General features: G+C 70.8%; 24 protein-coding genes, 1 tRNA gene and 1 riboswitch. Of the genes, 15 read left to right on the top strand and 10 right to left on the bottom strand.

Features of this window, described 5'->3' with window-relative positions:
• Positions 1 to 53: 53 nt before the first annotated feature.
• From NVV95_RS09390 to NVV95_RS09375, 4 genes are read left to right on the top strand one after another with little or no spacing between them, the layout of a single operon-like run.
• Positions 54 to 1,379 (top strand): L-fuconate dehydratase, encoded by a 1,326-nt coding sequence (locus NVV95_RS09390; RefSeq protein ID WP_259486275.1) that lies wholly within the window; start codon positions 54 to 56, stop codon positions 1,377 to 1,379.
• Positions 1,376 to 2,395 carry an aldo/keto reductase gene (locus tag NVV95_RS09385; protein ID WP_259486274.1) on the top strand — a complete coding sequence of 340 codons (1,020 nt, stop codon included), beginning with the start codon at positions 1,376 to 1,378 and terminating at the stop codon, positions 2,393 to 2,395. Before NVV95_RS09390 ends, NVV95_RS09385 begins: the two co-directional genes overlap by 4 nt.
• The gene (locus NVV95_RS09380) at positions 2,392 to 3,234 is read left to right on the top strand and encodes a fumarylacetoacetate hydrolase family protein (protein WP_259486273.1); all 843 of its coding nucleotides are present in this window, start codon (positions 2,392 to 2,394) and stop codon (positions 3,232 to 3,234) included. The genes NVV95_RS09385 and NVV95_RS09380 overlap by 4 nt, the downstream gene beginning before the upstream one ends.
• Positions 3,231 to 3,980, top strand: a complete 750-nt coding sequence (locus NVV95_RS09375; protein WP_259486272.1) for an SDR family NAD(P)-dependent oxidoreductase — start codon at positions 3,231 to 3,233, stop codon at positions 3,978 to 3,980. Before NVV95_RS09380 ends, NVV95_RS09375 begins: the two co-directional genes overlap by 4 nt.
• A gap of 50 nt (positions 3,981 to 4,030) precedes the next feature.
• On the opposite strand, the gene purU is transcribed toward NVV95_RS09375, so the two are convergent.
• A complete protein-coding gene (gene purU, locus NVV95_RS09370; protein ID WP_259486271.1) occupies positions 4,031 to 4,888 on the bottom strand; it encodes a formyltetrahydrofolate deformylase in 858 nt (285 codons plus the stop codon).
• Between the two features lie 209 nt (positions 4,889 to 5,097).
• Here purU and NVV95_RS09365 point away from each other — a divergent pair, with 209 nt between their 5' ends.
• The 6 genes from NVV95_RS09365 (at position 5,098) to NVV95_RS09340 (ending at position 11,029) form a co-directional block, all read left to right on the top strand.
• The gene (locus tag NVV95_RS09365) at positions 5,098 to 6,348 is read left to right on the top strand and encodes an MFS transporter (RefSeq protein WP_259486270.1); all 1,251 of its coding nucleotides are present in this window, start codon (positions 5,098 to 5,100) and stop codon (positions 6,346 to 6,348) included.
• Positions 6,349 to 6,355: 7 nt separating this feature from the next.
• A riboswitch (ZMP/ZTP riboswitch) is annotated at positions 6,356 to 6,437 on the top strand.
• A gap of 42 nt (positions 6,438 to 6,479) precedes the next feature.
• A complete protein-coding gene (gene glyA / locus NVV95_RS09360) occupies positions 6,480 to 7,754 on the top strand; it encodes a serine hydroxymethyltransferase (RefSeq protein WP_259486269.1) in 1,275 nt (424 codons plus the stop codon).
• Positions 7,748 to 8,629: a bifunctional methylenetetrahydrofolate dehydrogenase/methenyltetrahydrofolate cyclohydrolase gene (locus NVV95_RS09355; protein ID WP_259486268.1), complete on the top strand. Its 882-nt coding sequence runs from the start codon at positions 7,748 to 7,750 to the stop codon at positions 8,627 to 8,629. Before glyA ends, NVV95_RS09355 begins: the two co-directional genes overlap by 7 nt.
• 84 nt (positions 8,630 to 8,713) lie before the next feature.
• Positions 8,714 to 9,643, top strand: a complete 930-nt coding sequence (locus tag NVV95_RS09350) for an aldose 1-epimerase family protein (RefSeq protein WP_259486267.1) — start codon at positions 8,714 to 8,716, stop codon at positions 9,641 to 9,643.
• Positions 9,644 to 9,757: 114 nt separating this feature from the next.
• On the top strand, positions 9,758 to 10,069 hold the full coding sequence (locus NVV95_RS09345; RefSeq protein ID WP_445727691.1) for a DUF7882 family protein: 312 nt from the start codon (positions 9,758 to 9,760) through the stop codon (positions 10,067 to 10,069).
• A 27-nt stretch (positions 10,070 to 10,096) separates the two neighbouring features.
• The gene (locus NVV95_RS09340) at positions 10,097 to 11,029 is read left to right on the top strand and encodes a DUF8686 domain-containing protein (protein ID WP_259486265.1); all 933 of its coding nucleotides are present in this window, start codon (positions 10,097 to 10,099) and stop codon (positions 11,027 to 11,029) included.
• On the opposite strand, the gene NVV95_RS09335 is transcribed toward NVV95_RS09340, so the two are convergent.
• A complete protein-coding gene (locus NVV95_RS09335; RefSeq protein WP_259486264.1) occupies positions 11,000 to 11,710 on the bottom strand; it encodes a M50 family metallopeptidase in 711 nt (236 codons plus the stop codon). The two genes, NVV95_RS09340 and NVV95_RS09335, sit on opposite strands and share 30 nt — an antisense overlap.
• 134 nt (positions 11,711 to 11,844) lie before the next feature.
• Between NVV95_RS09335 and NVV95_RS09330 the strand changes: the two genes are divergently transcribed.
• Both NVV95_RS09330 and NVV95_RS09325 read left to right on the top strand, forming a co-directional pair.
• Positions 11,845 to 12,255, top strand: coding sequence for a helix-turn-helix transcriptional regulator (locus NVV95_RS09330; RefSeq protein ID WP_259486263.1), 411 nt, complete (start codon positions 11,845 to 11,847; stop codon positions 12,253 to 12,255).
• Positions 12,248 to 13,549, top strand: coding sequence for a HipA domain-containing protein (locus tag NVV95_RS09325; protein ID WP_259486262.1), 1,302 nt, complete (start codon positions 12,248 to 12,250; stop codon positions 13,547 to 13,549). The genes NVV95_RS09330 and NVV95_RS09325 overlap by 8 nt, the downstream gene beginning before the upstream one ends.
• Before the next feature lie 25 nt (positions 13,550 to 13,574).
• Here NVV95_RS09325 and NVV95_RS09320 read toward each other — a convergent pair.
• Positions 13,575 to 13,647 (bottom strand) — tRNA-Lys (locus NVV95_RS09320).
• A gap of 114 nt (positions 13,648 to 13,761) precedes the next feature.
• Between NVV95_RS09320 and NVV95_RS09315 the strand changes: the two genes are divergently transcribed.
• From NVV95_RS09315 to NVV95_RS09305, 3 genes are all read left to right on the top strand, one after another.
• Positions 13,762 to 14,391: a DNA-directed RNA polymerase subunit beta gene (locus NVV95_RS09315; protein ID WP_259486261.1), complete on the top strand. Its 630-nt coding sequence runs from the start codon at positions 13,762 to 13,764 to the stop codon at positions 14,389 to 14,391.
• Between the two features lie 240 nt (positions 14,392 to 14,631).
• Entirely contained in the window at positions 14,632 to 15,237 is a 606-nt protein-coding gene (gene sigK, locus NVV95_RS09310; RefSeq protein WP_375163797.1) for an ECF RNA polymerase sigma factor SigK, read from the top strand.
• Complete coding sequence (locus NVV95_RS09305) at positions 15,234 to 16,139, top strand: anti-sigma factor (protein WP_259486259.1); 906 nt, start codon at positions 15,234 to 15,236, stop codon at positions 16,137 to 16,139. Before sigK ends, NVV95_RS09305 begins: the two co-directional genes overlap by 4 nt.
• Before the next feature lie 91 nt (positions 16,140 to 16,230).
• Here NVV95_RS09305 and pstB read toward each other — a convergent pair whose 3' ends face one another.
• From pstB to NVV95_RS09270, 7 genes are all read right to left on the bottom strand, one after another.
• The gene (gene pstB, locus NVV95_RS09300) at positions 16,231 to 17,010 is read right to left on the bottom strand and encodes a phosphate ABC transporter ATP-binding protein PstB (protein WP_259486258.1); all 780 of its coding nucleotides are present in this window, start codon (positions 17,008 to 17,010) and stop codon (positions 16,231 to 16,233) included.
• A gap of 39 nt (positions 17,011 to 17,049) precedes the next feature.
• On the bottom strand, positions 17,050 to 18,150 hold the full coding sequence (gene pstA, locus NVV95_RS09295) for a phosphate ABC transporter permease PstA (protein ID WP_259486257.1): 1,101 nt from the start codon (positions 18,148 to 18,150) through the stop codon (positions 17,050 to 17,052).
• Between the two features lie 2 nt (positions 18,151 to 18,152).
• Positions 18,153 to 19,109, bottom strand: a complete 957-nt coding sequence (pstC, locus tag NVV95_RS09290) for a phosphate ABC transporter permease subunit PstC (protein ID WP_259486256.1) — start codon at positions 19,107 to 19,109, stop codon at positions 18,153 to 18,155.
• Between the two features lie 140 nt (positions 19,110 to 19,249).
• A complete protein-coding gene (gene pstS / locus NVV95_RS09285; RefSeq protein WP_259486255.1) occupies positions 19,250 to 20,353 on the bottom strand; it encodes a phosphate ABC transporter substrate-binding protein PstS in 1,104 nt (367 codons plus the stop codon).
• 139 nt (positions 20,354 to 20,492) lie between these two features.
• Entirely contained in the window at positions 20,493 to 21,419 is a 927-nt protein-coding gene (locus NVV95_RS09280; protein WP_259486254.1) for an NUDIX hydrolase, read from the bottom strand.
• Entirely contained in the window at positions 21,416 to 23,596 is a 2,181-nt protein-coding gene (locus tag NVV95_RS09275) for an RNA degradosome polyphosphate kinase (RefSeq protein WP_259486253.1), read from the bottom strand. The genes NVV95_RS09280 and NVV95_RS09275 overlap by 4 nt, the downstream gene beginning before the upstream one ends.
• 43 nt (positions 23,597 to 23,639) lie before the next feature.
• Positions 23,640 to 25,832 (bottom strand): glycosyl hydrolase family 8, encoded by a 2,193-nt coding sequence (locus NVV95_RS09270; RefSeq protein WP_259486252.1) that lies wholly within the window; start codon positions 25,830 to 25,832, stop codon positions 23,640 to 23,642.
• Positions 25,833 to 25,835: the final 3 nt, after the last annotated feature.

The following is a 25,835-nucleotide window of genomic DNA, read 5'->3' as shown; positions in this document are numbered from 1 at the left end:
GCCCCTTTTCCACCGCGAACCGAACGGTTCACCCTGATGACACGGAATGACTCATGACACAGATCACCGGCGTGGACGTCTACGACGTCCGCTTCCCCACCTCCCTCAGCCAGGACGGCTCGGACGCCATGAACAAGGACGGCGACTACTCCGCCGCCTACGTCGTGCTGCGCACCGACGGCGAGCTGCGCGGCCACGGCTTCACGTTCACCATCGGCCGCGGCAACGACCTCTGCGTCGAGGCCTCCCGGCAGCGCGCCCTGCCGCTGATCGGCCGCGACATCGACGAGCTGGTCGGCGACCTCGGCGGCACCTACCGCTCGCTCAAGTCCGACTCGCAGCTGCGCTGGCTCGGCCCGGAGAAGGGTGTCGAGCACCTCGCCATGGCGGCCGTGATGAACGCGGTCTGGGACCTCGCCGCCCGCAAGGCCGGCAAGCCCCTGTGGCGGATGCTCGCCGAGATGTCCCCCGAGGAGCTCGTCGACGTGGCCGACCTGCAGTACCTCTCCGACGCGCTCACCCGCGACGAGGCGCTCGAGATGCTGCGCGAGATGGAGCCGACCCGAGGCGAGCGGATCGCCGACCTGGAGGCCCGCGGCGGCTACCCCTGCTACACGACCAGTGCCGGCTGGCTCGGCTACAGCGACGACAAGCTGCGCCGACTGCTGCAGGAGTCGGTCGACGAGGGCTACCGGCACCTGAAGCTCAAGGTCGGCGCGAACCTCGAGGACGACATCCGGCGCCTCGGCATCGCCCGCGAGGTGATCGGCTGGGACGCCCACCTGATGATCGACGCGAACCAGGTCTGGGACGTGCCGCAGGCGATCGAGTGGGTCAACCGGCTCGCCGAGTTCAAGCCGCTCTGGATCGAGGAGCCGACGAGTCCCGACGACGTGCTCGGTCACGCCGCCGTGCGCCGCGCGGTCGCACCGATCGGTGTGGCGACCGGCGAGCACGGGATGAACCGGGTGCTGTTCAAGCAGATGTTCCAGGCCGAGGCCATCGACTTCTGCCAGCTCGACTCCGCGCGGCTCGCGAGCATCAACGAGATCCTCGCCGTGTACCTGATGGCGAAGAAGTTCGGCGTGCCCGTCTGCCCGCACGCGGGCGGCGTCGGGCTGTGCGAGCTGGTGCAGCACCTGTCGATCTTCGACTACGTGGCCGTGTCGGGATCGCTCGAGGGGCGGGTCACCGAGTACGTCGACCACCTGCACGAGCACTTCACCGATCCCTGCATCGTCATCGACGGGAACTATGTGCTGCCGGGCCTGCCGGGGTACTCTGCCGAGATGTACGAGCAGTCCGTGGCCGAGTACTCCTTCCCCGACGGCGGCTATTGGAGCCGTGCCCTGACACCCGCCGTGGAGGCCGTTCGGTGAAGACCCGCTCCCTCCGCACCGGCCTGGCCCTGACCGAGCTGGGCCTCGGCACCGCCCAGTTCGGCAACCTGTTCAAGGAGACCACCGACGACGAGGCCGCCGGCGCCTACGACGCCGGCTTCGCCGCCGGCGTGCGCTACTTCGACACAGCGCCCCACTACGGGCTCGGGCTCTCGGAGCGGCGGCTCGGGGCGGCGCTCGCCGCGACCCGCAGCCGAGACGAGATCGTGCTCTCGTCGAAGGTCGGCAAGCTGCTCGTCGACAGCCCGGAGACGGCCGACCGGCTCGACGACGAGGGCTTCGTGGTGCCCGCCTCCGTGCGGCGGGTCTGGGACTACAGCCGTGACGGCATCCTGCGCTCGGTCGAGGCCAGCCTCGCCCGGCTCGGCACCGACCGGCTCGACATCGCCTATCTGCACGACCCCGACGAGCACTGGGAGGCCGCGTCGACGACCGGCGTCGACACCCTCGTCGAGCTGCGCGAGCAGGGCGTCGTGGGTGCGATCGGGGCCGGGATGAACCAGACGGCGATGCTCGTCGAGTTCGTGCGGCGCACCGACGTCGACGTGGTGATGGCCGCGGGCCGGCTGACGCTGCTCGACCGCAGCGCCTCCGACGAGCTGCTCCCGCTCGCGGTCGAGCGGGGCGTCGGCGTGGTGGCGGCGGCCCCGTTCAACTCCGGTCTGCTGAGCAGCGACCGGGTGCCGGAGGCCGCGACCTTCGACTACGCCCAGGCCCCCGCCGAGCTGCTGCAGCGCGCGCGGTCGATCGCCGAGGTCTGCGCCCGGCACGGCGTCCCCTTGCCCGCGGCGGCGCTGCAGTACCCGCTCGGCTTCCGCGGCGTCGTCAGTGTCGTCGCCGGGGTGCGCTCCGCGGCCCAGGCCTCCTCGACCGCCGAGCGGTTCACGGCTCCCGTGCCCGACGAGCTCTGGAGCGAGCTCGACGAGGCCGGCCTCGTGCCCCGCCCGCCGGCCACCCCGACCACCCCCCTCACGACGAAGGACAGCACGCGATGAGATTCAGCCGGATCGGCGCCCCCGGACACGAGACCCCCGCGGTCGAGCTCGACGGGACGTACTACGACCTCTCGACGGTCACCCGCGACATCGACGGGGCGTTCCTCACCGGAGGACTCGACGCCGCCGCCGCGGCGCTGGCTGCGGGCTCCCTGCCCGAGCTGCCCGCCGGGGGGCGCATCGGTGCCCCGCTCGCGGCCCCCGGCAAGATCGTCTGCATCGGTCTGAACTACCGCGACCACGCCGACGAGACCGGAGCCGCCTACCCGGCGGAGCCCGTCATCTTCATGAAGGACCCCTCGACCATCGTCGGGCCCTTCGACGACGTGCTCATCCCGCGCGCCTCGACCAAGACCGACTGGGAGGTCGAGCTCGGCGTCGTCATCGGCGAGACCGCCCGCTACCTCGACTCGCCCGCCGACGCCCGGGCCCACATCGCCGGCTACGTGCTCTCGCACGACGTCTCCGAGCGGGAGTTCCAGCTCGAGCGCGGCGGCCAGTGGGACAAGGGCAAGAGCTGCGAGACCTTCAACCCGCTCGGCCCTGTGCTCGTCACCGCCGACGAGGTCGCCGACCCGCAGAACCTGGGCCTGCGGCTCTGGGTCGACGGGGTGCAGCGCCAGAACGGCAGCACCGCGAACATGATCTTCGGCATCGACCACGTGATCTGGTACCTCAGCCAGTTCATGGTGCTGCGCCCGGGAGACCTGATCAACACCGGCACCCCGGCCGGGGTCGCACTCGGCCTGCCCGACAAGCCGTACCTGCGCGCCGGCTCCACGGTCGCCCTCGAGATCGACGGCCTCGGCCGCGCCGAGCAGACGATGGTGCAGGCATGAGCGGCGCGTTCGACGGCCTCGCCGCGATCGTCACGGGAGGCGCATCCGGGATCGGAGCCGCCACCGCGACCGCGCTGCTCGCCGCCGGGGCCCGCGTCGCCGTGCTCGACCGCTCGACCGAGGGTGCGCCCGAGGGTGCGGTGCTCGTCACCGCCGACGTCACCGACCGCGCCTCGGTGCAGCAGGCCGTCGACACCGCCGGCGAAGCGCTCGGCGGGCTCGACATCGTGGTGAACAACGCCGGCATCAGCGCCGTCGGCACCGTCGAGCAGAACGACGACGAGCAGTGGGCGCGGGTGCTCGACGTCAACGTCGTCGGCATGGCCCGCGTCTCGGCCGCCGCGCTGCCGTGGCTGCGCCGCTCGGAGCACGCCGCGATCGTCAACCTGTGCTCGATCGCCGCGTTGAACGGGCTGCCCGACCGCGCGCTCTACAGCGCCTCGAAGGGTGCGGTGCTCGCGCTCACCTTCGCGATGGCCACCGACCACGTCGCCGACGGGGTGCGCGTCAACGCGGTCTCGCCCGGCACGGTGGCCACCCCGTTCGTCGAGCGCATGCTGCAGGGCTTCGACGACCCGGTGGCCGAGCGGGCGGCACTGGACGCGCGTCAGGCCACCGGTCGGATGGTCACGCCCGACGAGGTCGCCCAGGCGATCCTCTACCTCGCCAGCCCGCTGTCGGCGTCGACCACCGGCACCGCGCTCGAGGTCGACGGGGGCGTCACGCACCTGCGCGTGCGGCGCTGAGACGCGGGGCGCCGCTCGTTGGCGGCGCCCCGCCCCCGCCGCCTGGCGCCCTACCGGAAGATGATCGTGCGCGCGCCGTCGAGCAGCACCCGGTGCTCGGCGAACCAGGTCACCGCGGTCGTCAGCGTGCGGCTCTCCTCGTCCTGCCCGATCGCGACCAGCTCGGCCGGGGTGCGGGTGTGGTCGACACGCACGACGTTCTGCTCGATGATCGGGCCCTCGTCGAGGTCGCTGGTGACGAAGTGGGCGGTGGCGCCGATGAGCTTCACGCCGCGGGCGTGCGCCTGCTTGTAGGGGTTCGCCCCCTTGAAGCCCGGCAGGAAGGAGTGGTGGATGTTGATCATCCGCCCCGCCAGCCTCTCGCAGAGCTCGGGCGAGACGATCTGCATGTAGCGCGCGAGCACGACCAGCTCGATGTCGTGCTCCTCGACGACCTCGAGCACCCGGCGCTCGAAAGCGGCCTTCGACTCGGGCGAGGTGACGGGCAGCGACTCGAACGGCACGTCGTAGAAGCCGGCCAGGTCGCGCAGCACCCCGTGGTTCGACAGCACCAGCGGGATCTCGACAGGAAGCTGACCCGCCCGGCGCCGGAACAGCAGGTCGTTCACGCAGTGCGCCGCCGTCGAGCCGAGCACGAGGGTGCGCAGGGGCCGGCCGACGGTGTCGAGCCGCCAGTCCATCGCGTAGCGCTCGACCACGGGGGCGAGGGCCGCCTCGAACACCTCGCGGCCGGCCTCCGACTCGACCTGGAGGCGCATGAAGAAGCGGCCGGTGTCGGAGGAGGAGAACTGCTGACTCTCGGTGATGTTGCCGCCCGACTCGACCACCGCTCCGCTGACCGCGTGCACGATCCCGGGAAGATCGGCGCAGACGAACGTCAGCACCCAGTGGTTTCGCGGCAGCGACATCGGTTCTCCTCTTGCCTGGAACGGGCTCTCCGCTAGAATAGTGAATGGTCGCGCGGTCATCGTCCGGCCACGGGCATGTACGAAGTCGTCGCCGTCTGCGAGCACCTTCTCGCCATGACCTTCACGCGGGGTCGTCAAGTCGGCGCTTCAGGTCGTCAGGAACGGGCACTCGAGCCTCCTCTGTCCGCCGAATTTCGAGAAGTCTTCGAATGGTGCGCACTGCTGTGACCACATTTCTTCCTCAGACCGGTTCGATGCCGGTCGTCAAGCGTTTCCCCTGGGGCGGCCTGATCATCCTCGCCACCGCCGTCTTCCTCTCGGTCACGGCCGAGATGATCCCCACCGGCCTCCTGCCCGAGATGAGCTCGAGCCTCGGCGTGACCGAGTCGCAGACCGGTCTGCTGATCAGCTTCTTCGCCTTCGCGGTCGTGCTCACCAGCGTGCCGCTGAGCCTCCTCTTCCGACGGGTGCCCCGGCACCTGCTGCTCGTCGGCGTGCTCGTCGTCGTGGCCGTCACGAGCGTGCTCGCCTCATTCGCCCCGGGCTACGAGTTCCTCGTCGTGGTGCGCGTCATCGGCGGCATGGCGCACGGCGTGTTCTGGGGCGTCGTCGGCGCCTACTCCGCGCACCTCGTGCCGAAGGAGCAGATCGGCCGCGCCGTCGCCCTCACCACCGGCGGCGGAACGCTGGCCTTCGTGCTCGGCGTGCCGCTCGCCACGGCGGTCGGTCACGCCTTCGGCTGGCGCATCCCGTTCCTCGCGGTGGGGCTCCTCGCCCTCCTGGGCGCCGTGCTGCTCTGGTTCATGCTGCCCCGAGTCGACCACCTCAAGCACGCGGCGACGGATGCACGGCTCACCGAGTCCGGCCGCCGACGCCGTTTCGTCTGGAACGACAGCATCCCCGCCGTGGCCCTCGTCTGCATCTTCGCCGCCGTGGTCACCGTCGGGCACTACTCCTTCTACACCTACATCGCGCCGTTCATGATCGACCGCATGGGCGTCGCCGAGGGCGACGTCGGCCTGCTGCTGCTCGTCTACGGCGTGGCCGGAGCCATCGGGCTAGTCATCGCCGGATCGGTGTTCGGCAAGCGCCCGTCGACCGGGCTGCTGATCTCGCTCGCCGTCACGGCCGCCTCCGTGCTGGTGCTCGCCGTGTTCACGTCGAACCCCGTCATCGCCATCGGCTCGTTCGCGCTGTGGGGAGTGGTGTTCGGCATCATCCCGACGCTCATGGCGACGCGGCTGATGCACGTGGCCGACCCGGCGATCCGCGACGCGTCGAGCGCGTTCTACTCCACCGCCTTCAACATCGGGATCGGACTCGGCGCCGTGGTGGGCGCCCTCTTCCTCGACGCCTTCGGGCTCGAGGTGCTGCCCTGGGTCGACCTCGTGGCCATCGTGCTCGGCGCCTCGCTGCTGCTCGCGACCCCGATGATCACTCGCCGCGCGGCCCGCTCCTGAGGTAGGCTGACCCCGTCGCAACTGGCGTTCAGATGGTCACCATCGGGAAGCGACGGACAGGGATTCGGCCGCGCGCCTGGGTCGATACGAATCCTCCCCTTCACGTCCGTCACGCCGAAAAGGAGCCCGTCATGTCCGACACGTTCAATCTGCCCCTCTCCGAGGTCGACCCCGAGATCGCCGAGGTGCTGAAGCTCGAGCTCGGCCGCCAGCGCGGCACCCTCGAGATGATCGCCTCCGAGAACTTCGTGCCCCGCGCGGTGCTCGAGTCGCAGGGCTCCGTGCTCACCAACAAGTACGCCGAGGGCTACCCCGGGCGCCGCTACTACGGCGGCTGCGAGTTCGTCGACATCGCCGAAGAGCTCGCCATCGCCCGCGCCAAGTCGCTGTTCGGCGCCGAGTACGCCAACGTGCAGCCCCACTCCGGCGCCACCGCGAACGCGGCCGTGCTCTCGGCCATCGCCACCCCCGGCGACACGATCCTCGGCCTCGAGCTCGCCCACGGCGGGCACCTCACCCACGGCATGAAGCTCAACTTCTCGGGCAAGCTCTACAACGCGGTGTCGTACGGCGTCGACCCCGAGACCTTCCTCGTCGACATGAACGTGGTGCGCGACAAGGCCCTCGAGCACAAGCCGCAGGTCATCATCGCCGGCTGGTCGGCCTACCCGCGCCAGCTCGACTTCGCCGCCTTCCGCGCCATCGCCGACGAGGTCGGCGCGAAGCTCTGGGTCGACATGGCCCACTTCGCCGGCCTCGTGGCCGCGGGCCTGCACCCCTCGCCCGTGCCCTTCGCCGACGTCGTCTCGTCGACGGTGCACAAGACCATCGGCGGCCCGCGCTCCGGCTTCATCGTCAGCCGCGACACCGAGCTGGCCAAGAAGCTCAACTCGAACGTCTTCCCCGGCCAGCAGGGCGGCCCCCTGATGCACGTCATCGCCGCCAAGGCCACCGCGTTCAAGCTCGCGGCCGAGCCGGAGTTCCACGACCGCCAAGTGCGCACCCTGAGCGGCGCGCGCATCCTGGCCGAGCGCCTCGTCGCCGACGACACCCGCGCCGCCGGCGTCGACGTGCTCACCGGTGGAACCGACGTGCACCTCGTGCTCGCCGACCTCCGCACCTCGGAGCTCGACGGCCAGCAGGCCGAGGACATCCTGCACGAGGTGGGCATCACGGTGAACCGCAACTCGGTGCCCTTCGACCCGCGCCCGCCGATGGTCACCTCCGGCCTCCGCATCGGCACGCCGGCCCTCGCCACGCGCGGTTTCGGCGACGCCGAGTTCACCGAGGTGGCCGACATCATCGCCACCGCGCTGAAGCCCGCGCCCGACGTCGAGGCCCTGCGCGCCCGCGTGCTGACGCTCACCGACGGCTTCCCGCTGTACCCGGGCCTCGAGCAGTGGTAGCCGAGCGACTCGACGGTGTCGCCACCGCCTCCGCGCTGAAGAACGAGATCCGCGCGCGGGTCGACGCCCTACGTGAGCGCGGCATCCGCCCGGGGCTCGGCACGCTGCTCGTGGGCTCCGACCCCGGGTCGATCTCGTACGTCGCCGGCAAGCACCGCGACTGCGCCGAGGTCGGCATCGAGTCGGTGCGCGTCGACCTGCCCGACACGGCCACCGAGGCCGACGTGCGCGCGGCGATCGAGCAGCTGAACGCCGACGACTCGGTCACGGGCTACATCGTGCAGCTGCCGCTGCCGAACGGCATCGACGAGAACGCGATGCTCGAGCTGATCGACCCCGCGAAGGACGCCGACGGCCTGCACCCCACGAATCTCGGGCGCCTGGTGCTCGGCGTCGGCGGCGAGCTCCACTCGCCGCTGCCCTGCACCCCGGCCGGCATCGTCGAGATGCTGGGTCGCTACGACGTGCCGCTCGCGGGCAAGCACGTCGTGGTCGTCGGCCGCGGCCTCACGGTCGGGCGCCCGCTGGGGCTGCTGCTCACCCGCAAGGGCGTCGACGCCACGGTCACCCTCACCCACTCGCGCACGGCCGACCTGGCCGCCGAGGTGCGGCGGGCCGACGTGGTCGTCGCCGCGGTGGGCGTGCCCGGTCTCATCCAGCCCGACTGGGTGAAGCCCGGGGCCGCCGTGCTCGACGTGGGCATCACCCGCGTCGTGAACGAGGAGACCGGCAAGGCGCGGCTGATCGGCGACGTCGATCCCGGGGTCGCCTCGGTGGCGGGTCACCTGTCGCCGGTTCCCGGCGGGGTCGGGCCGATGACGCGCGCGATGCTGCTGGCGAACGTGATCGACGAGGCGGAGCGCCGGGCGGGCTGAGCCACCCGACGGGGTTCGCCCGTCGGCGGCGCACCTCTGCTGGCACCCGTCGACCGGCGTCCGCCGCCGTCCTAGGGTGGAGCCATGCGCGCACCCACCGGAGACCAGTACCGCCTCGAGCTCGCGGCCGAGGGGCGCCGGGTGTCGGCCGTCGTCACCGAGGTGGCGGCGGGCATCCGCTCGCTCTCGATCGACGGGGTCGATCTCGTGGAGCCCTTCGCCGAGTCGGCCATCCCGCCGGGCGGGGCCGGCATCGTGCTCGTGCCGTGGCCGAACCGGGTCAGGGACGGGCGGTGGACGCTCGACGGCGAGCCGCAGCAGCTCGACCTGACGGAGCCGAAGGCGGGCAACGCCATCCACGGGCTGCTGCGCAACACCGCCTACCGCGTGCTCGAGCAGGAGGGGCACCGCGTGCGGCAGGCGGCCACCGTGCACCCGCAGCACGGGTATCCGTTCCTCGTCGACACCACGGTCGAGCACCGGCTCACGGCCGACGGGATGACCGTGACGCACACTCTCTCGAACGCCGGCACCGCGGCGGCGCCCGTGGCGGTGGGCGCGCATCCGTATCTCAGGGTCGGCGACGTGCCCGTCGAGGAGCTGACCCTCACGGTCGACGCGGCCACCCGCTTCGTCACCGACGAGAAGCAGATCCCGGTGACGGAGGAGCCCGTCGCCGGCACCGAGTTCGACCTGTCGGGCGGCCGGCGCATCGGCGACCTCACCATCGACCAGGGCTACGGCTCGGTGCGGGTGACGAATGGCCGCAGCCGCCATCGGGTCGAGGCCCCCGACGGCCGTGCGGTCGAGCTCTGGGCCGACGCGGAGTTCGGCTACGCGCAGGTGTTCACGCCTCCGGCCTTCGCGTCGATCGACGGGCCGCGGCGGGCCGTGGCGATCGAGCCGATGACCGCGCCGGCCGACGCACTCAACAGCGGGGCGGGCCTTCGCTGGCTCGCGCCGGGGGAGCGGTGGGAGCTCGCCTGGGGCATCCGCTTCGTCGCCAGCGCCTGACGATCACGGGCGTTGTCAAGCCCCGGCCAGATTTTTTGGGGAGGATTTCTCGCGCCGTTAGGCTCGATTTCAGGAGTGCGGCTGGGGCTCCGGTGACGTTTTCGGGAGTGTGGCTTGGGCCTGTTGATCTATGGGCCGATGTCGGCGGAGATCGAGCTGGACGACCGCCTGCTCGCCCACCTGCGCCTGGTCATCCTGACCAAGATGCGCAACCACGAGGCCTTCTCGCTGTCGTGGACGCTGGAGCCCGGACAGGGTAGCGGACGCGAGACGCTGTGGGTGCATCCGTCCATCCCGCTGCGGTTCCGCTTCTACGGCAGCCGGCACGCCGCCATCAACCGCGCGTGGATCGAGCAGATGGTGCAGGCGGCCAATCGCGGCGATCTGCGGATCATGCCGGAACCGCTGCCCGACGGCGAGAGCTGAGCGCTCGCTGATCGCTATGCTCGGCCTATGACTGAGCTCAGCCCCCGGCCCAGGCGCCGGAGATGGCTGACGGTGCTCGTCGCGGTCGTCGCCGTCGTGGTCTACGCCGTCGTCGTGCTGCTGTACGCGAGCGGGCTGCGGTCGTCGAGCAACGGGTGCGAGACGGTGATCGAGGGCGACGACGGGGTGACCGTGCTGCTGCAGCCGGCGGCCGTTCAGGCGGCGGCGCAGCGGCTGGAGTTCCAGGTGTCGCTGGAGCCCGCCAAGAGCCTGATGTCCGACGACAACTACACGCCCAAGCACCGCATCAGCCTGCTGACCTTCCCGGTCGACGGCACGCGCGTGCAGTCGTTCGCCGAAGGCGAGGCGCTGGCGAGCTCGCTGCAGTCGGACTACGCCGAGGGCGTGGTGGAGGAGTGGCCCTTCGACAGCTACCGTTCGGAGCTCACCACCTTCGCGTTCACGGGCGAAGGCGCCGACCGCGTGGCGGTCCCCACCGTCGTCTGTCTGCACGACTCGGTGCCCGGCTGGCAGCTCGACATCGAGCGCCTCGACGTTACCGGCAACAGGGTGACCGTCGAGAGCGGGGAGATCCCCCTGCCGTCCGTCGTCATCACCGCCACCCGCTCCGCCAGCACCGTGGCCTTCGGCATCGTGCTGCTCGGCCTGATGGCGGTCGTGCCGGTGCTCGTGCTCTTCGTGGCGATCAGCGCCTACACCGGCCGGCGCAAGGTCGAGGCGACCCTCACCAGCTGGATCGGAGCGATGATCTTCGCCACGATCCCGCTCCGCAACTTCCTGCCCGGTTCGCCGCCGGTCGGCTCGTGGATCGACTACCTCGTCGTGCTGTGGGTGATCGTCGGCCTCGTCACGGGCCTCACGATCTACATCCTCGCCTGGAACCGCTGGGGCACCCGGGCGACACCGAAGTCACGGGAGCTCGGCCAGCCCGAGCACTAAAGCCGTCGCGACCGCCGCCCCACCCGTGACCCCCACGAAGGCGGCCACCCACAGGGCGGCGGGCACGTGGGTGAGGCGGGCCAGAGCATCCGCGTCGGACGTGCCCCGGCCCCGCCGCCTCGAACGCCCCAGCTCGACCGTCGACCGCACGGCCCCCGCCACGAGCACCAGGCACAGCACGAGCGGCAGCGCCGACCCCACGCCGCTCGGCAGCAGCAGCAACCCGCCCACCAGCCCGGCCGCGGTGCCGAGCACCACGATCGCGCCGACGACGTTCCGCACGAGCACGAGCACGAGCGCCGCGAGCAGCAGCGCCCCGAGCCCGGCCGCCACGGCGACCGCCTGCCCCTCGACCGTCAGCCACACCCCGGCCAGCCCCAGCAGCCCCGGCGCGGGGTAACCGGCGGCGGCCGTCAGCACCATCCCGGGCCCCCGGGGTCGCCCGCGCGACACGGTCAGCCCACTCGTGTCCGAATGCACCCGGATGCCCGCCAGCCGCCGCCCCGTCAGCACCGCCGCCAGGGCATGCCCGCCCTCGTGCGCCAACGTCACGACGAACCGCGCCACCCGCCACACGGGCCCGACCCCCACGACCACCAACGCCACCCCCACGGCGCCGACCACCCCCACCCCCGACGGCGCACCGGCCCGCGCCACCAGCACCTCCCATACCGCGCCCACCCCCGAACGCTACCCCGCCCCCCTGAACCCGCCCCTGGTCGCATCTGAAAAGTACGATCCGCATGACATCTCCATGATGTACGATCAGTGTGACATTTCGCAGAAGTCGCATTGGTGTTACAGAAGGAGGTCGCGTGCGGATCAGATCGACCGATGAGCTGGGCGGCGTCGTCCGCCAGCGTCGACGCGAGCTGGCGCTGTCGCAGAACGAGCTCGCCGAGCGGGCGGAGGTCACCCGGCAGTGGCTGGTCCGATTCGAACGGGGCAACACCGAGGTCTCCCTGTCGAAGGTGTTCGCGGTGCTCCGCGAACTCGGTCTCTCCGTCCGCGTCGCGGCACCGCCTTCGCCGGCCGCGGCGCGCACCCGCGCCGACGACCACGTCGTCGGGTCGATCACCCTCCCGCAGGTCGACGACGGCCTGCTCCAGCGCTCGGCGGATCAGGTCCGTGGCATCGGCGACGACAAGCTGCTGCGGTCGCTGCGCGAGAAGATCGCCCAGCTGCCGCCGGCGACCCACGGCGCCCATGGAGCGGACGATGACTGAGACCCTCGACGTCCTGCTCTCCGAGCATCCCATCGCGCAGCTGAGGCGAGACGGCGTGGAGGATTACACCCTCGAGTACCGGCCCGAGTGGACCGACGCCGAGAACGCGGTGCCGCTATCGCTGTCGCTGCCGCTCGGCAGCCGCCGCCATCGCGGACGCACGGTGGCGGATTACCTCGACAACCTCCTCCCGGACGACCCGGAGGTGCGTCAGCGCTGGGCGACCGATGCCGGTCTCGACACCGTCGAGCCGTTCTTCCTGCTCCGCGAGTACGGGCAGGACGTGGCCGGCGCCGCCTCCTTCCGGCCGGAAGGATCGCCTGCTGTCGGGGGCCGGCGGCCGATGAGCTCCGATGACGTCGCAGACCGGATCCGGGTCATTCGCGAGGACGATGCGGCGTGGCACGACGAGCTCGTCGACGTCGCAGGCCAGTTCTCGCTCGGCGGAGCCCAGTCGAAGTTCTCATTGGCGCGTCACGACGACCGCTGGTTCGAGACGACGGGGTCGGACGCGTCGACGCACCTGTTCAAACCGCAGGTCACGGGCGTGAGGGACGGCGAGCTGATCGAGTACCTGGTCATGCGGACCGCCTATCTGCTCGGCATCCCGACCGCCCGCGTCGAGCTGTTCGACCACGACGAGCAGCACTCCCTGGTCGTCGAGCGATTCGACCGCCGCACCGAGGGCCCGTCGACCGTCCGGCTGCATCAGGAGGACCTGCTCCAGGCGCTCGGCCGTCCGAGACTGCTCAAGTTCGAGAAGCACGGCGGGCCGGGGATCGACGACATCGCGGGGCTGTTGGCCGCCCAGGCCGATCGGGACTCCCGCCGTCGCTATGCCACGATGCTGTTCTTCTCGTGGATCGTGCTGTCGACCGACGCCCACGCCAAGAACTTCTCGATCTTCATCGAGCCCGACGGCGCGCGGTTGACGCCCCTCTACGACGCCTCGTCGGTGATCCCCTACCTCGGACCGGATCGCCTGCTCGACCTCCCATCCCTGCTCGATCGAGCGGGCGATCGCAACCTGGCCGTGCGCTACGGGGCGAGCTACCTCGCCCGTGACGTGGCGCGCTTCGAACTCGGCGTCGTGGCCCGTCGCTGCGGTCTGCCGGGAGACGAGCTGCTCGCGCTCGTCGCCGCGCAGCTGATCGACATCTCCGACGTCATGGCCGAGGTCGCCTCGACGATGCCGCCGCGGCTGCAGACCGACATCGTCGCCCGGGCCGTCGAATGGATGCCCGTGCGGGCCCGCCAGGCCGCCGAGCAGCTGGGCATCGGCACCCTGCTCTGAGTAGAAGCAGCATTGCACGGGAGGGTGGGCCCGGAGGGGCTCGAACCCTCGACCCGCGGATTAAAAGTCCGATGCTCTGCCAACTGAGCTACAGGCCCTCGGGCTCAAGGGTAGCGCGAAATGCTGGGGCTTCGGGCGGTGCGGGAAGGCGGGGAGGGTGGCTAGCGTTGGAAACTGCGACCGCTAACCGCCGACCGGCAGGACATCACCGTATGGCAGACGACTTCCACCGCCCCGTGCTCTTCACCAGCTCCGCCTTCGAGGCCTTCCAGGGCGGCGACGACCCCGCCACAGTGAACCGGGTCGCGCATGAGACCGCCGGCGCGCTGCTGAGCCGGGTGCGCGACGACCCGCAGCCCGAGGTGATCGAGCGGCTGCTGGCGTTCACCGACGACCACGGGATCGATGCGATCGCCGAGCTGTGGGCGCGAGCATCCGCTCATTCTCTGCCCGGGAGCCTCTGGCGTATCTACCTGCTGCGGGTGCTGATCAGGCAGGACCCGGAGCTCGCCAGCTACTTCTTCGAGCGCGGCACCACGATGACGCAGGGCATCGACCCGGTGGTCGCCGGCGCCGAGTCGCCGACCGGGCCGAAGGAGATCACCGAGCTGGCCGACCGCATCTTGCGCGGACTGTTCACGGGTGACTTCGCGGCGGCGCTGGATCGGGCGGCCGCGTTCTGCCGCATCATGGCGCAGGGCTGCGTGAGCATCGCCGACGACGCCGAGATCGGGGCGCCCGAGACCGCGACGACGCTCACCACCAGGGCCTTGCGGTTCGAGACGATCGGTGACGATCTGGCCGAGTCGGCCTCGCTCTGGCGGCACGACGGGCTCGACTGACGTTGTAAAATGGAGCTGTCGGGCCGCAGTAACCCCGGGCTCCAAAATTCGCCGCTACGAGCGGCCTTCCGCCGAGAGGCGTTTCTGCGGCCCGGCACCTCTCCACCCGGTGTCGGCGCCCCCGCCTGCCGATCTCCTCCGAATCCGTGAGGCCGAAGGGCAATCCACGGCCCGCACGGTTCCGAATAACGATCGTGACCAGACGAGGCGCCATCGACACGGAAGAGAGCGTGACCTGTCATGCTTGAACTCGTGACGACCGACAGAGGGCAGCGCGACGACGCCGAGGGCGTCGACTCCGCGGCGACCCTCGAGAGCCTGCTGCTGCAGGTGGCCCAGGGCGACGCCCAGTCGTTCTCCGAGCTCTACGACCGCGTGGCGGCCCGGGTGCTCGGTCTCGTCAGGCGCGTCCTGATCGACCACTCGCAATCCGAGGAGGTCACTCAGGAGGTGCTGCTCGAGGTCTGGCGCACGGCGTCGCGCTTCGAGCAGGCACGCGGCAGCGCCATGGCGTGGATCCTCACGATGGCCCACCGCCGCGCGGTCGACCGGGTGCGCTCGTCGCAGTCCAGTCATGACCGCGACGAGAAAATCGGCCTCCGCGACATCGAGGCGGATTACGACAGCGTCAGCGAGACCGTCGAGATCCGCATCGAGCACGAGAGGGTGAAGCGGGCCATGACACAGCTCACCGCCCTCCAGCGCGAGGCCATCTCGCTCGCCTACTACGGCGGCTACAGCCACACCGAGGTCGCCGCCCTGCTCTCCGTGCCCGTGGGCACGGTCAAGACACGATTGCGCGATGGAATGATCCGACTTCGAGACGCCCTGGGGGTGACATCATGACCGACCGCACCGACGACACGAACGGCGAGGGCTTCGACCCCCGCGTCTCCACCGGCGCCTACGCTCTCGATGCCCTCTCCGCAGCCGAGACCGCCGAGTTCGAGCAGGCGGTCCGCACGTCGGCCTCCCTGCGCGAGGAGACCGACGAGCTGCGGGAGACCGCCGCCCTGATCGGGCTGTCGGTCACCCCGGTGGAGCCCTCGCCCGAGCTCAAGCGCGAGCTGATGGCGAAGCTGCTGCTCACGCCCCAGCTTCCCGCGCTCCCCACCCGCACGGCCGAGGCCGAGACGGTGGCGGATGCGCGTGCCGCCCTCCCCGACATCACCCCCGCCGCCCCCTCCGACGAGGGCCTGCCGACCGCCGTGGGGCAAGCGGCCCCCGTCGAGGCGCGCCCGGCCGGAGGCGCCGAGAACCGTGCCCGCCTGCGCTGGTTCGCCCGGCCCACCACCCTCGTGGCCGCGGTCGCCGCTGCCGCCGCCCTGTTCGTCGGCGGCGGCTTCGTCGGCAGCGCCCTGGTCAACGGCACCTCCACCTCCGACGTGGCCGACTCCTCGGCCGGCGAGCTCGCCCGCATCACGGCGGCCTCCGACGTGCAGCGCGCCTCGGTTCCCGTCGCCGGCGGCGGCAACGCCACCGTCGTCTGGTCGAACGAGCTCGGCCGCTCGGCGGTGCTCGCCGAGGGCCTGCCCGAGCTGCCCGAGGGCAAGGTCTACGAGGCCTGGTACATCGACTCGAAGGGCCCCGTCGCGGCCGGCACGTTCAGCGCCGCCTCGGCCGGAACGTCGTGGCACGTGCTCGAGGGCACGATGAGCGCCGGCGACGTCGTCGGCGTCACGGTCGAGCCGGCGGGCGGCTCGCAGCAGCCCACCACCGAGCCCATCTTCGCGGTGCAGTCGGCCTAGCCGGCGACCTCAGGGCCACGGCCCCGCACAGACCGAAGCCCCCTTCCGATCCGATCGGGAGGGGGCTTCGTCGTGTGCGGGGAGCGTCAGCTCATCCGAAACGACCGCTCACGTAGTCCTCGGTGTCCTTCACGGTCGGGTTCGAGAAGATCGTCGTGGTGTCGGCGTACTCGATCAGCTTGCCGGGCTTGCCCGTGCCCGCGATGTTGAAGAACGCGGTGCGGTCGCTGACGCGCGAGGCCTGCTGCATGTTGTGGGTCACGATGACGACCGTGTACTCCGACTTGAGCTCCTCGATCAGGTCTTCGATCGCGAGCGTCGAGATGGGGTCGAGGGCCGAGCACGGCTCGTCCATCAGGATGACGTCGGGGGAGACGGCGATCGCGCGGGCGATGCACAGGCGCTGCTGCTGACCGCCCGAGAGGCCGGAGCCGGGGGCGTTCAGGCGGTCCTTGACCTCGTTCCAGAGGTTGGCGCCGCGCAGCGACTTCTCGATCAGCGCGTCGGAGTCGCTCTTCGACATGCGCTTGTTGTTCAGCTTCACGCCGGCCAGCACGTTCTCGCCGATCGACATGGTGGGGAACGGGTTCGGGCGCTGGAACACCATGCCCACCTGACGGCGCACGAGCACCGGGTCGACGCCGGGGCCGTAGAGGTTGTTGCCGTCGATCAGCACCTCACCCTCGACGTGGGCGCCGGGGATGACCTCGTGCATGCGGTTCAGCGTGCGCAGGAAGGTGGACTTGCCGCAGCCCGACGGGCCGATGAAGGCGGTGACGGTGCGGGGCTCGATCGTGAGCGAGACGCCCTCGACGGCCAGGAAGCTGCTGTAGTAGACGTTGAGATCGTTGACTTCGATGCGCTTGGACACTCGAGTTCCTTCGGGTTGCGGTGGGTTCGACAGGCCGGGTCAGCGGCCGAGCTTGGGGGAGAAGACCTTGGCGACGATGCGCGCCACGAGGTTCAGGGCCATCACGATCACGACGAGGGTGAGGGCGCCGGCCCACGCGCGGTCGAGGTAGGCCTGGGCATCCGTGCCCTGGTTGGCGTACTGGGTGTAGACGAACACCGGCAGCGTCATCATGCGCTCGCTGAACAAGTTGTAGTTCATGCTCTGCGTGAAGCCGGCGATGATGAGCAGCGGCGCGGTCTCGCCGATGACGCGGGAGATGGCGAGCATCACACCGGTCGTGATGCCGGCGATCGAGGTGGGCAGCACGACCTTGACGATGGTGAGCCACTTCGGCACGCCGAGGGCGTAGGCCGCCTCGCGCAGCTCGTTCGGCACGAGCTTCAGCATCTCCTCGCTCGAGCGCACCACCACCGGGATCATCAACACCGACAGCGCGACGGCGCCGCCGAAGCCGAAGCGGATACCCGGCTGGTTCAGGATGAGCGCGAAGAACGCGAAGGCGAACAGTCCGGCGACGATCGAGGGGATGCCCGTCATCACGTCGACGAGGAAGGTGATCGCGCGGGCGAGGTGTCCGCGGCCGTACTCGACCAGGTAGATGGCGGTGAGCAGGCCCACCGGCACCGAGATCAGCGTGGCCATGCCCGTGATCTCGAGCGTGCCGACGATGGCGTGCAGCGCGCCGCCGCCCTCGCCCACCACGTTGCGCATCGACTCGCTGAAGAACGGCAGGTCGAAGCGGGGGATGCCGTTCGAGATCACGGTGTACAGCAGCGAGATCAGCGGCAGCAGTGCGATCACGAAGGCGAGCGACACCAGTGAGGTGACGAAGCGGTTCATCGCGGGCCGCGGGCCCTCGTAGACCCGGGAGACGACGTAGTTGACGATCACCCAGAGCACGGTGCCGAAGAACACGGCACCGACGACGTTGAAGTTCTCGTTGACGCCGGCGGCCATCAGGATGACGAAGACCGAGCCGACGATGACCCAGCTGGTGACGAGCAGCAGCCACGGCACGTACTTGGGCAGGATGCCCGTGGTGAGCGAGTTGGCGATGGGCTCCGCCTGCCGCGTGGGGGGAGTGGTGGTCGTCGTCATGACTAGTTGGCTCCCGAGAAGGCCTTGCGGCGGTTGACGATGGCACGGGCGATGAAGTTCACCGCGAAGGTGATGACGAAGAGGATGAGGCCGGTCGCGATCAGCACGTTCACCCCGACGCCGTGGGCCTCGGGGAAGTTCAGGGCGATGTTCGCGGCGATCGTGGTGGGGTTCGTCGACTGCAGCAGGGCGAAGGAGATCAGAACCTGGGGCGAGAGCACCATCGCGACGGCCATGGTCTCGCCGAGCGCGCGGCCGAGGCCGAGCATCGAGGCGGACACGATGCCGGGGCGGCCGAACGGCAGCACGGCCGTGCGGATCATCTCCCAGCGGGTGGCGCCGAGGGCCAGGGCGGCCTCCTCGTGCAGCTTCGGCGTCTGCAGGAAGATCTCGCGGCTGAGGGCGGTGATGATCGGCAGGATCATCACCGCCAGCACGATGGCGACGGTGAGGATGGTGCGGCCGGTGCCGGAGACCGGGCCGGCGAAGAGCGGGAACCAGCCGAACAGGTCGACCAGCGTGGACCAGAAGGGCTGCACGAACGGTGCGAGCACCGTGATGCCCCAGAGGCCGAAGACGACACTCGGCACGGCGGCCAGCAGGTCGATCACGTAGCCGAGGCCCTGGGCGAGCCGGCGGGGCGCGTAGTGCGAGATGAAGAGGGCGATGCCGATGGCGAGCGGCACGGCGATCAGCAGGGCGAGGAACGCCGCCCAGATGGTGCCGAACACCAGCGGGCCGACGTAGGCCCAGAAGTTCTCGGCGCCGCCCTTGAGGTCGCCCGGCTCCGCGGTGAAGGCGGGGATGCTCTGGGCGATCAGGAAGATCGTGACGGCGGCGAGGGTGACGAGGATGAGCGAGCCCGCGGCGACCGTGGCGGTCGAGAAGATGCGGTCACCCGGCCGTTGCTTGGCCTTGAGCCGCGGCGGTGCGGCCGGCTTGACGGGGGCGGTGGTCATGGAGCTCGTCTCCTGTCGTCCTGGGTGAGGAGTCATCGGGTGCTGGTGTGGGGCGGGGTTCGGGTTGGGCCCTGACCCGGTTCTGTCCGGTTCCGGATCCCCGAGCGGGGACCGGAACCGGACAGAGGTGACAAGCGGTGTTACTTGATGGTCTCGATCGCGGCGGCGACCTTCGACGACAGGTCGGCCGAGAGCGGCGCGGCACCGGCGGCGTCGGCGGCCACCTGCTGGCCCTCCTCCGAGGCGATGTAGCCGATGTAGGCCTTCACGAGGTCGGCCTGGGCGGCGTCGGCGTACTCCTGGCACGCGATCGCGTACGACACGAGCACCAGCGGGTAGTGGCTCGGGTCGGTGGTCGAGCGGTCGAGGGCGACGGCGAGGTCGTTGGCCTCACGGCCCTCGACCAGCGGCGACTCCTCGACGACGGCGGCAGCGCCCTCGGCGGTGTACTCGACGAACTCGTCGCCGACCTTGATCTTGGCGACACCGAGGTCGCCGGCCTTCGAGGCGTCGGCGTAGCCGATGGTGTTCACGCCGTTGGTGACGGCCTGGATGACACCGGAGGTGCCCTGCGCGCCCTCACCCGACTGGAAGGGGAACGCGTCGGCGGCCTTCTCGGCCCACGCCTCGGGGGCGACCTTGCCGAGGTAGTCGGTGAAGTTCTTCGTGGTGCCCGAGTCGTCCGAACGGTGAACGGCGGTGATCGGGGCCGAGGGGAGCGTCGCGTCGGCGTTCAGCGCGGCGATGGCCGGGTCGTTCCAGGTGGTGATCTTGCCCGAGAAGATGTTCGCGATGGTGGTCGCGTCGAGGTTCAGGTCCTTCACGCCCTCGACGTTGAACACGACGGCGATCGGCGAGATGTAGACCGGCAGGTCGATCGCCTTGGTGTCGGGGGCGCAGCTGGCGAACGAGCCGGCGAGCTCGTCGTCGTTCAGGGCCGAGTCGGAGCCGGCGAAGGCGGACGCGCCGGAGATGAAGCTCTCGCGACCGGCGCCGGAGCCCTGCGGGTCGTAGTTGACGGTGACGTCGGGGTTCGCGGTCTGGAACGCGGCGATCCAGGCCTCCTGGGCCGAGCCCTGGGCCGAGGAGCCGATACCGGTCAGGGTGCCGGTGAGAGTCGAGGCGGCGGCGTCGGAGGAGCCGCCGGCGGCGGGAGCGCCGCCTTCGTTCGAGGCGCAGGCGCTCAGGGCGAGGGCTGCGGTGATGGCGATGACCGCGGGGGCGGCATAGCGCTTGAGCTTCACGAGGAATCTCCCTTTCGGAGTGATGTCAGGTCGGGCCGGTGCGGGCCCGTCTGAGACGCTAAGCGCCACGGCTTAAGAGCCTGCCGCCCAGGGGTGAACGGAAGGTGAACAGCCGGAGTTCCTCGTGAGGGTGCCGTGCCTACTGCGGCACGTGCGTCTCGATCGCGATGATGCCGGAGCCCGGGCGGTCGACCGAGAGGTGCAGCACCGAGAAGCCCGCCACCGGCAGGTCGCCGGCCCGCGAGGCGCTCACGCGCGACGCCGTTCCGGTGGCCAGGGCGACCTCGCGCACGATCTCGGGCAGCACGGGGCCGTGGCTGCAGAGCACCGTCGTGATGCGCTTGCGGATGCGCTTGCCGACCACCTCGCGGATTCCGTCGTCGCCCGACTCGAACGCGTCTTGGCTGATCGCATCCGTCGTCTTGACGTCGAGGTGCAGGGTCTTCGAGAGCGGTTCGACGGTCTGCCGGCAGCGCTTCGCGGTCGAGCTGACGATGCGCGCGGGGCCGAAGCTGGCGAGGGCGGGGACGATGGACTTCGCCTCGCCGCGTCCGCGTTCGGTGAGGTGCCGGGAGGCGTCGGGCCCGTCGAACTGGTAGGGCGGGACGGCCTTGGCGTGGCGGAGGGCGATCACGGCGAAGGTGCGCGTGACACCCTCGTCGACGAGCATCCTGAACCGCTCGACGATCTCGGCGTCGCGCTCGTAGGTGAGGGCCGAGAGGGCCTTGCGGATGGGCAGCCACTCGAGCGCCGCGACCTCGCCGTTGGGCAGGAACGACGACGCGAGCACGGCGGCGTCGGTGACCTCGGCGGCCCAGTAGTGCACGACCTTCTCGCGGCCGTTCGGCATGGTGTAGTTCGTCATGCCGAGGGGCACGCCGAGGGTGACGGCGAGCCCGGTCTCCTCGACGACCTCGCGCACGGCGGTCTGCGGCAGGGTCTCGCCGGGGTCGACCTTGCCCTTCGGCAGCGAGACGTCGCGGTGGGCCGAACGGTGGATGACCAGCACCTTCACCTTGCCGTCGACGACCCGCCAGCACACCGCTCCCGCGGCGAAGACCGTCACCGCGTGGTGCCCGGGCGCTTGCGGCGGCTGACGATGTGCATCAGCTCGTCCTGCAGGTCGATCAGCGGGGCGCCCTCGGCGTCGAACTCCGAGCGGGTCCAGGTGCCGTCGGCGTCGAGTGCCCACGACGAGGTGGAGTCGCTCATGGCCATCTCGAACAGCGCGTCGATCTCCTTCAGGTGACCGGGGTCGACGAGGCGCACCAGGGCCTCGACGCGGCGGTCGAGGTTGCGGTGCATCATGTCGGCGCTGCCGATGTAGACCTGCGGGTCGCCGTCGTTGACGAACGAGAAGATGCGCGAGTGCTCGAGGTAGCGGCCGAGGATCGAGCGCACCCGGATGGTCTCGCTGAGCCCCTCCTGGCCGGGCTTCAGCGCGCAGATACCGCGCACCCAGATGTCGATCGGCACCCCGGCCTGGCTGGCGCGGTAGAGCCCGTCGATGATGGCCTCGTCGACGATCGAGTTGAGCTTGATGCGGATGCCCGACGGCAGCCCCTTGCGCGCGTTCTCGGCCTCGACGGCGATGCGCTTGAGCAGGCCCTTGCGCAGGTGCAAGGGCGCGACGAGCAGGCGCTTGAATTTCTTCTCGATGGCGTAGCCCGAGAGCTCGTTGAACAGTCGGGTGAGGTCTTTGCCCACCTGGTCGTCGGCGGTGAGCAGGCCCAGGTCTTCGTAGATGCGCGAGGTCTTGGGGTTGTAGTTGCCCGTGCCGATGTGGCTGTAGCTCTTCAGCCGGCCCTTCTCCTGACGGATGACCAGCGCGAGCTTGCAGTGGGTCTTCAGCCCGACGAGGCCGTAGACGACGTGCACGCCGGCCTTCTCGAGCTTGCGGGCCCAGGAGATGTTGGCCTGCTCGTCGAAGCGGGCCTTGATCTCGACCAGCGCGAGCACCTGCTTGCCGGCCTCGGCGGCGTCGATCAGGGCCTCGACGATGGGGCTGTCACCGCTCGTGCGGTAGAGCGTCTGCTTGATGGCGAGCACGTTCGGGTCGGCCGCGGCCTGCTCGAGGAAGGCCTGCACGCTGGTCGCGAACGACTCGTAGGGGTGGTGCAGCAGGATGTCGCCGCGCGAGATGGCCTTGAAGATGTCGGGCTTCGCGTTGGGCTCGGGCGGCAGCAGCGCGGCGGCCGTCGTGGGCACGTGCTTGGGGTACTTCAGGTCGGGCCGGGGGATGCGCGTGAGGTCGAACAGGCCGCCGAGATCCAGCGGCGACGGCAGGCGGTAGACCTCCTGCTCGGTGATGTCGAGCTCGCGCACGATCAGCTCGAGGGTGACGGCATCCATGTCGTCGCTGACCTCGAGGCGGATGGGAGGACCGAAGCGGCGTCGGAGCAGCTCCTTCTCGAGCGCCTGCAGCAGGTTCTCGGTCTCGTCCTCCTCGACCTCGACGTCCTCGTTGCGGGTGACGCGGAAGACGTGGTGCTCGACGATCTCCATGCCGGGGAACAGGTCGCCCAGGTGGTTGGAGATCAGGTCTTCCAGCGTGATGAAGCGCACCTCGTCGGAGGTCTCGCGGTGGTCGACCCGGATGAAGCGGCTGAGCACCTGGGGCACCTTGAGGCGCGCGAACTCCTCCTTGCCGGTCTTGGCGTTGCGCACGCGCACCGACAGGTTGAGCGACAGGCCCGAGATGTAGGGGAACGGATGCGCGGGGTCGACCGCGAGCGGCATCAGCACCGGGAAGATCTGGTTCGAGAAGATGTCGCGCAGGTTGACCCGGTCGGCCTCGTCGAGCTCGTCGTAGGTGGCGATGCGGATGCCCGCCTCCGCCAGTGCCGGACGCACGAGGTCTTGGTAGGCCGCTGCGTGCCGGGCCTGGAGCTCGTGGGCCTTGATCGAGATGTCCTCGAGCACGTCGGTGGGACGGCGGCCGATGTTGGTGGGCACCGCGAGGTCGGTGAGGATGCGGCGCTTCAGGCCGGCGACCCGCACCATGAAGAACTCGTCGAGGTTCGAGGCGAAGATGGCGAGGAAGTTGGCGCGTTCGAGCACCGGCACCGTCGGGTCTTCGGCGAGCTCGAGCACGCGGGTGTTGAAGGCGAGCCAGCTCAGCTCGCGGTCGAGGTAGCGGCCCTCGGGCAGCGGCTCGCCGGTGGTCTGCGGGGCGGCCTCGTCGTAGTCGTCGTCGAAGTCGGTCACGACGCCGGCGTCGAGCGAGATGATGTCGTCGTCCATGCGAACATCATGTCACCCACGACGTGTCCAGCGGATGAACGGGTCAGCCCGACGGGGCGAGATAGGCCCGCAGGGCGGCCTCGGTCGCCGAGGAGACCGGGGCGGTTCCGCCGAGCACGACGATGCGAGCCGGCTTCAGGCGCTTCAGCTCGGCCGCGATGGCGGCGGGGATCGCGTCGCGCGTGACGAGGAGCACGGGGGCGCCGACCGCGATCGCCGCGGCCGAGCCCGACAGGGCGTCGGGGAAGGTGGCACCCGAGGCGACGTAGACGGTGGAGGTGCCGGGCGCGGGGAAGACGCGGGCCGAGAGCGAGGCGGCCACGGCGAAGCGGTCGGCGCCGGAGACCCGCGAGACGGGGGCGATCGTCGCCAGCGCGGCCTTCGTGGTCTCGGAGACGGCGTTCGGACCGCCGAGGAGCACGATGGACGTCGGCTGCAGGCGGCGCAGCTCGATGCCGATCGGCGTCGGCACGCCGTCGCGGCGCACGAGCAGCACCGGACCGCGGTCGTGGCCGGCGGCGGCCGAGCCGGCGAGGGCGTCGGGGAAGGTCTCGCCCGAGGCGACGTAGACGGTTCCGGCGCCGCGCGGGAACGCCGCCGCCGACACGCGGGCCGAGACCTCGAAGCGGTCGGCGCCGCCGATGCGGGTGACGGGGGCGACGGCGGCGAGGGCTCGCTCGACGGCGGCGCCGACGGAGTTGGGGCCGCCGAGCAGCACGATGCGGTCGGGCTCGAGTCGGGTGAGCTCGTTCAGAACGTCGGGCGGCAGGGAGTCGCGCCGCACCAGCAGCACCGGGCCGCCGAACGCTCCTGCCGCGGCGGAGGCCGAGAGGGCGTCGGGGAAGTTCTCGCCCGAGGCGACGTAGACGGTGGGCGTACCGCGCGGGAAGGACGCGGCGGAGATGGCCGCGGAGACCACGAAGCGGTCGGCGCCGCCGATGCGATGCACTCCCGCCGGTGCTCGCGTGGTCGGCTGCCAGGCGTTGTTCGAGACGAGCAGCATCGCCTGGAGGCGGAGGGTGTCCGAATAGTAGCCGGCGGTCCCCGCTGTGACGAGCTGGGGCCAGCCCGCGTTCACCCAGCTCTGCCGGCTGGAGGAGACGGCGGCGCCGGCGACCATGGGCGCGAGGAAGGCGACGTCGGAGAAGTCCGCGGTGGGGGTGCCGTCGAGCTGGTAGCCCGCGCGCAGGAGGGCGGGGTCGCCCTTCGTGGCGCCGACGGCCCAGCCCGCCATCCGCCCGGCCGCGGCCGCGGCGCGGGTGTCGCCGGCGAGCAGCGCCGAGGAGGCGAGTCGCCACGGGGTGCGGCAGGCGTTGTAGCCGAAGGTGCCGTCGTTCACCGATTCCAGGTACTTCGGGGGAGCGGGCACGGGAGTCGTGCCGGTGCGGATCGCGAAGTCGGGGAGGAGGCCCGTGTCTGCAGCCGCCGTGCGCTGCAGCGTCTCGACCAGGTCGAGCGCCGCCGTGGCCGCCTCGCCCCAGTACGGGTCGCCCGTCGCCGCCTGGAAGGCCCGGAAGTGACCGACCATGAGGTCGGAGGTGCGCACCCCGTCGCGGTAGTCGCTGTCGGGGCCGACCCAGTCGCCGAGCAGGGGGAGTGCGGTGTCGGGGCTCATGGCGCTGCGCTTGATCGCCGCGATCACCCGGCGGGCCTCGCCGGCGTAGTCCACGGCACCGGCCGAACCCCACTGGGTGTCGGCGAGCAGGAGCGCGTAGGCGATGTCGAGGTCGCCGTCGCTCGCCGAGCTGTCGCTGCCCGGCTCGTCGCTGCAGTCCTTCAGCTGGTGCCAGGCCATCAGCTGCGGGTCGCCCGAGCTCGGGTGGTCGAGCACGTAGCGGTAGAGCCCGTCGAAGTACGCTCGCGCCTTCGGGTCGTGGCCGGCCATCAGGGCGGTGACGACCATCCCGTAGCCCTGCCCCTCGGAGACCACGAGGTACTTCGTCGCCGTGGAGGCGTCGACGTAGTAGCGGCCGTCACCGCACCCCGCCTTCAGATAGCGCGACTTCCACGCGTCGTAGGCGGCCGCGGTGGCGGAATCGGCAGCCGAGACGCCGCCGGGCGGGGAGGCGGCACCGGAAGCGCGCGGTACCGGGTGCGAGCCGAACGGCCGGGCCGGGGAGTCGGCGGCGCTCGCCGACGGCACGGCCCCGGGGTTCAGCGGCGTCAGCGCCAGCAGGGCGCCGAGCGCCAGGGCGATGCCCGCGGCCAGCCGTCGTCGCCCGCGCGGCGCCCCCATGCC

The sequence above is a fragment of the Herbiconiux gentiana genome, from assembly GCF_024978135.1.
GTDB classification, from domain to species: domain Bacteria; phylum Actinomycetota; class Actinomycetes; order Actinomycetales; family Microbacteriaceae; genus Herbiconiux; species Herbiconiux gentiana.
The sequence above is the reverse complement of the archived record's forward strand: the minus strand, read 5'-3'. Positions and strand labels throughout refer to the sequence as shown.

Coding starts and splice junctions, on each gene's coding strand:
- NVV95_RS09275 (WP_259486253.1), bottom strand. CDS start 23,596: ATGGACGACGACATCATCTCGCTCGACGCCGGCGTCGTGACCGACTTC.
- NVV95_RS09270 (WP_259486252.1), bottom strand. CDS start 25,832: ATGGGGGCGCCGCGCGGGCGACGACGGCTGGCCGCGGGCATCGCCCTG.
- NVV95_RS09390 (WP_259486275.1), top strand. CDS start 54: ATGACACAGATCACCGGCGTGGACGTCTACGACGTCCGCTTCCCCACC.
- NVV95_RS09305 (WP_259486259.1), top strand. CDS start 15,234: ATGACCGACCGCACCGACGACACGAACGGCGAGGGCTTCGACCCCCGC.
- sigK (WP_375163797.1), top strand. CDS start 14,632: ATGCTTGAACTCGTGACGACCGACAGAGGGCAGCGCGACGACGCCGAG.
- NVV95_RS09340 (WP_259486265.1), top strand. CDS start 10,097: ATGACTGAGCTCAGCCCCCGGCCCAGGCGCCGGAGATGGCTGACGGTG.
- NVV95_RS09325 (WP_259486262.1), top strand. CDS start 12,248: ATGACTGAGACCCTCGACGTCCTGCTCTCCGAGCATCCCATCGCGCAG.
- pstA (WP_259486257.1), bottom strand. CDS start 18,150: ATGACGACGACCACCACTCCCCCCACGCGGCAGGCGGAGCCCATCGCC.
- NVV95_RS09350 (WP_259486267.1), top strand. CDS start 8,714: ATGCGCGCACCCACCGGAGACCAGTACCGCCTCGAGCTCGCGGCCGAG.
- NVV95_RS09375 (WP_259486272.1), top strand. CDS start 3,231: ATGAGCGGCGCGTTCGACGGCCTCGCCGCGATCGTCACGGGAGGCGCA.
- NVV95_RS09315 (WP_259486261.1), top strand. CDS start 13,762: ATGGCAGACGACTTCCACCGCCCCGTGCTCTTCACCAGCTCCGCCTTC.
- purU (WP_259486271.1), bottom strand. CDS start 4,888: ATGTCGCTGCCGCGAAACCACTGGGTGCTGACGTTCGTCTGCGCCGAT.
- pstC (WP_259486256.1), bottom strand. CDS start 19,109: ATGACCACCGCCCCCGTCAAGCCGGCCGCACCGCCGCGGCTCAAGGCC.
- NVV95_RS09380 (WP_259486273.1), top strand. CDS start 2,392: ATGAGATTCAGCCGGATCGGCGCCCCCGGACACGAGACCCCCGCGGTC.
- NVV95_RS09365 (WP_259486270.1), top strand. CDS start 5,098: ATGGTGCGCACTGCTGTGACCACATTTCTTCCTCAGACCGGTTCGATG.
- glyA (WP_259486269.1), top strand. CDS start 6,480: ATGTCCGACACGTTCAATCTGCCCCTCTCCGAGGTCGACCCCGAGATC.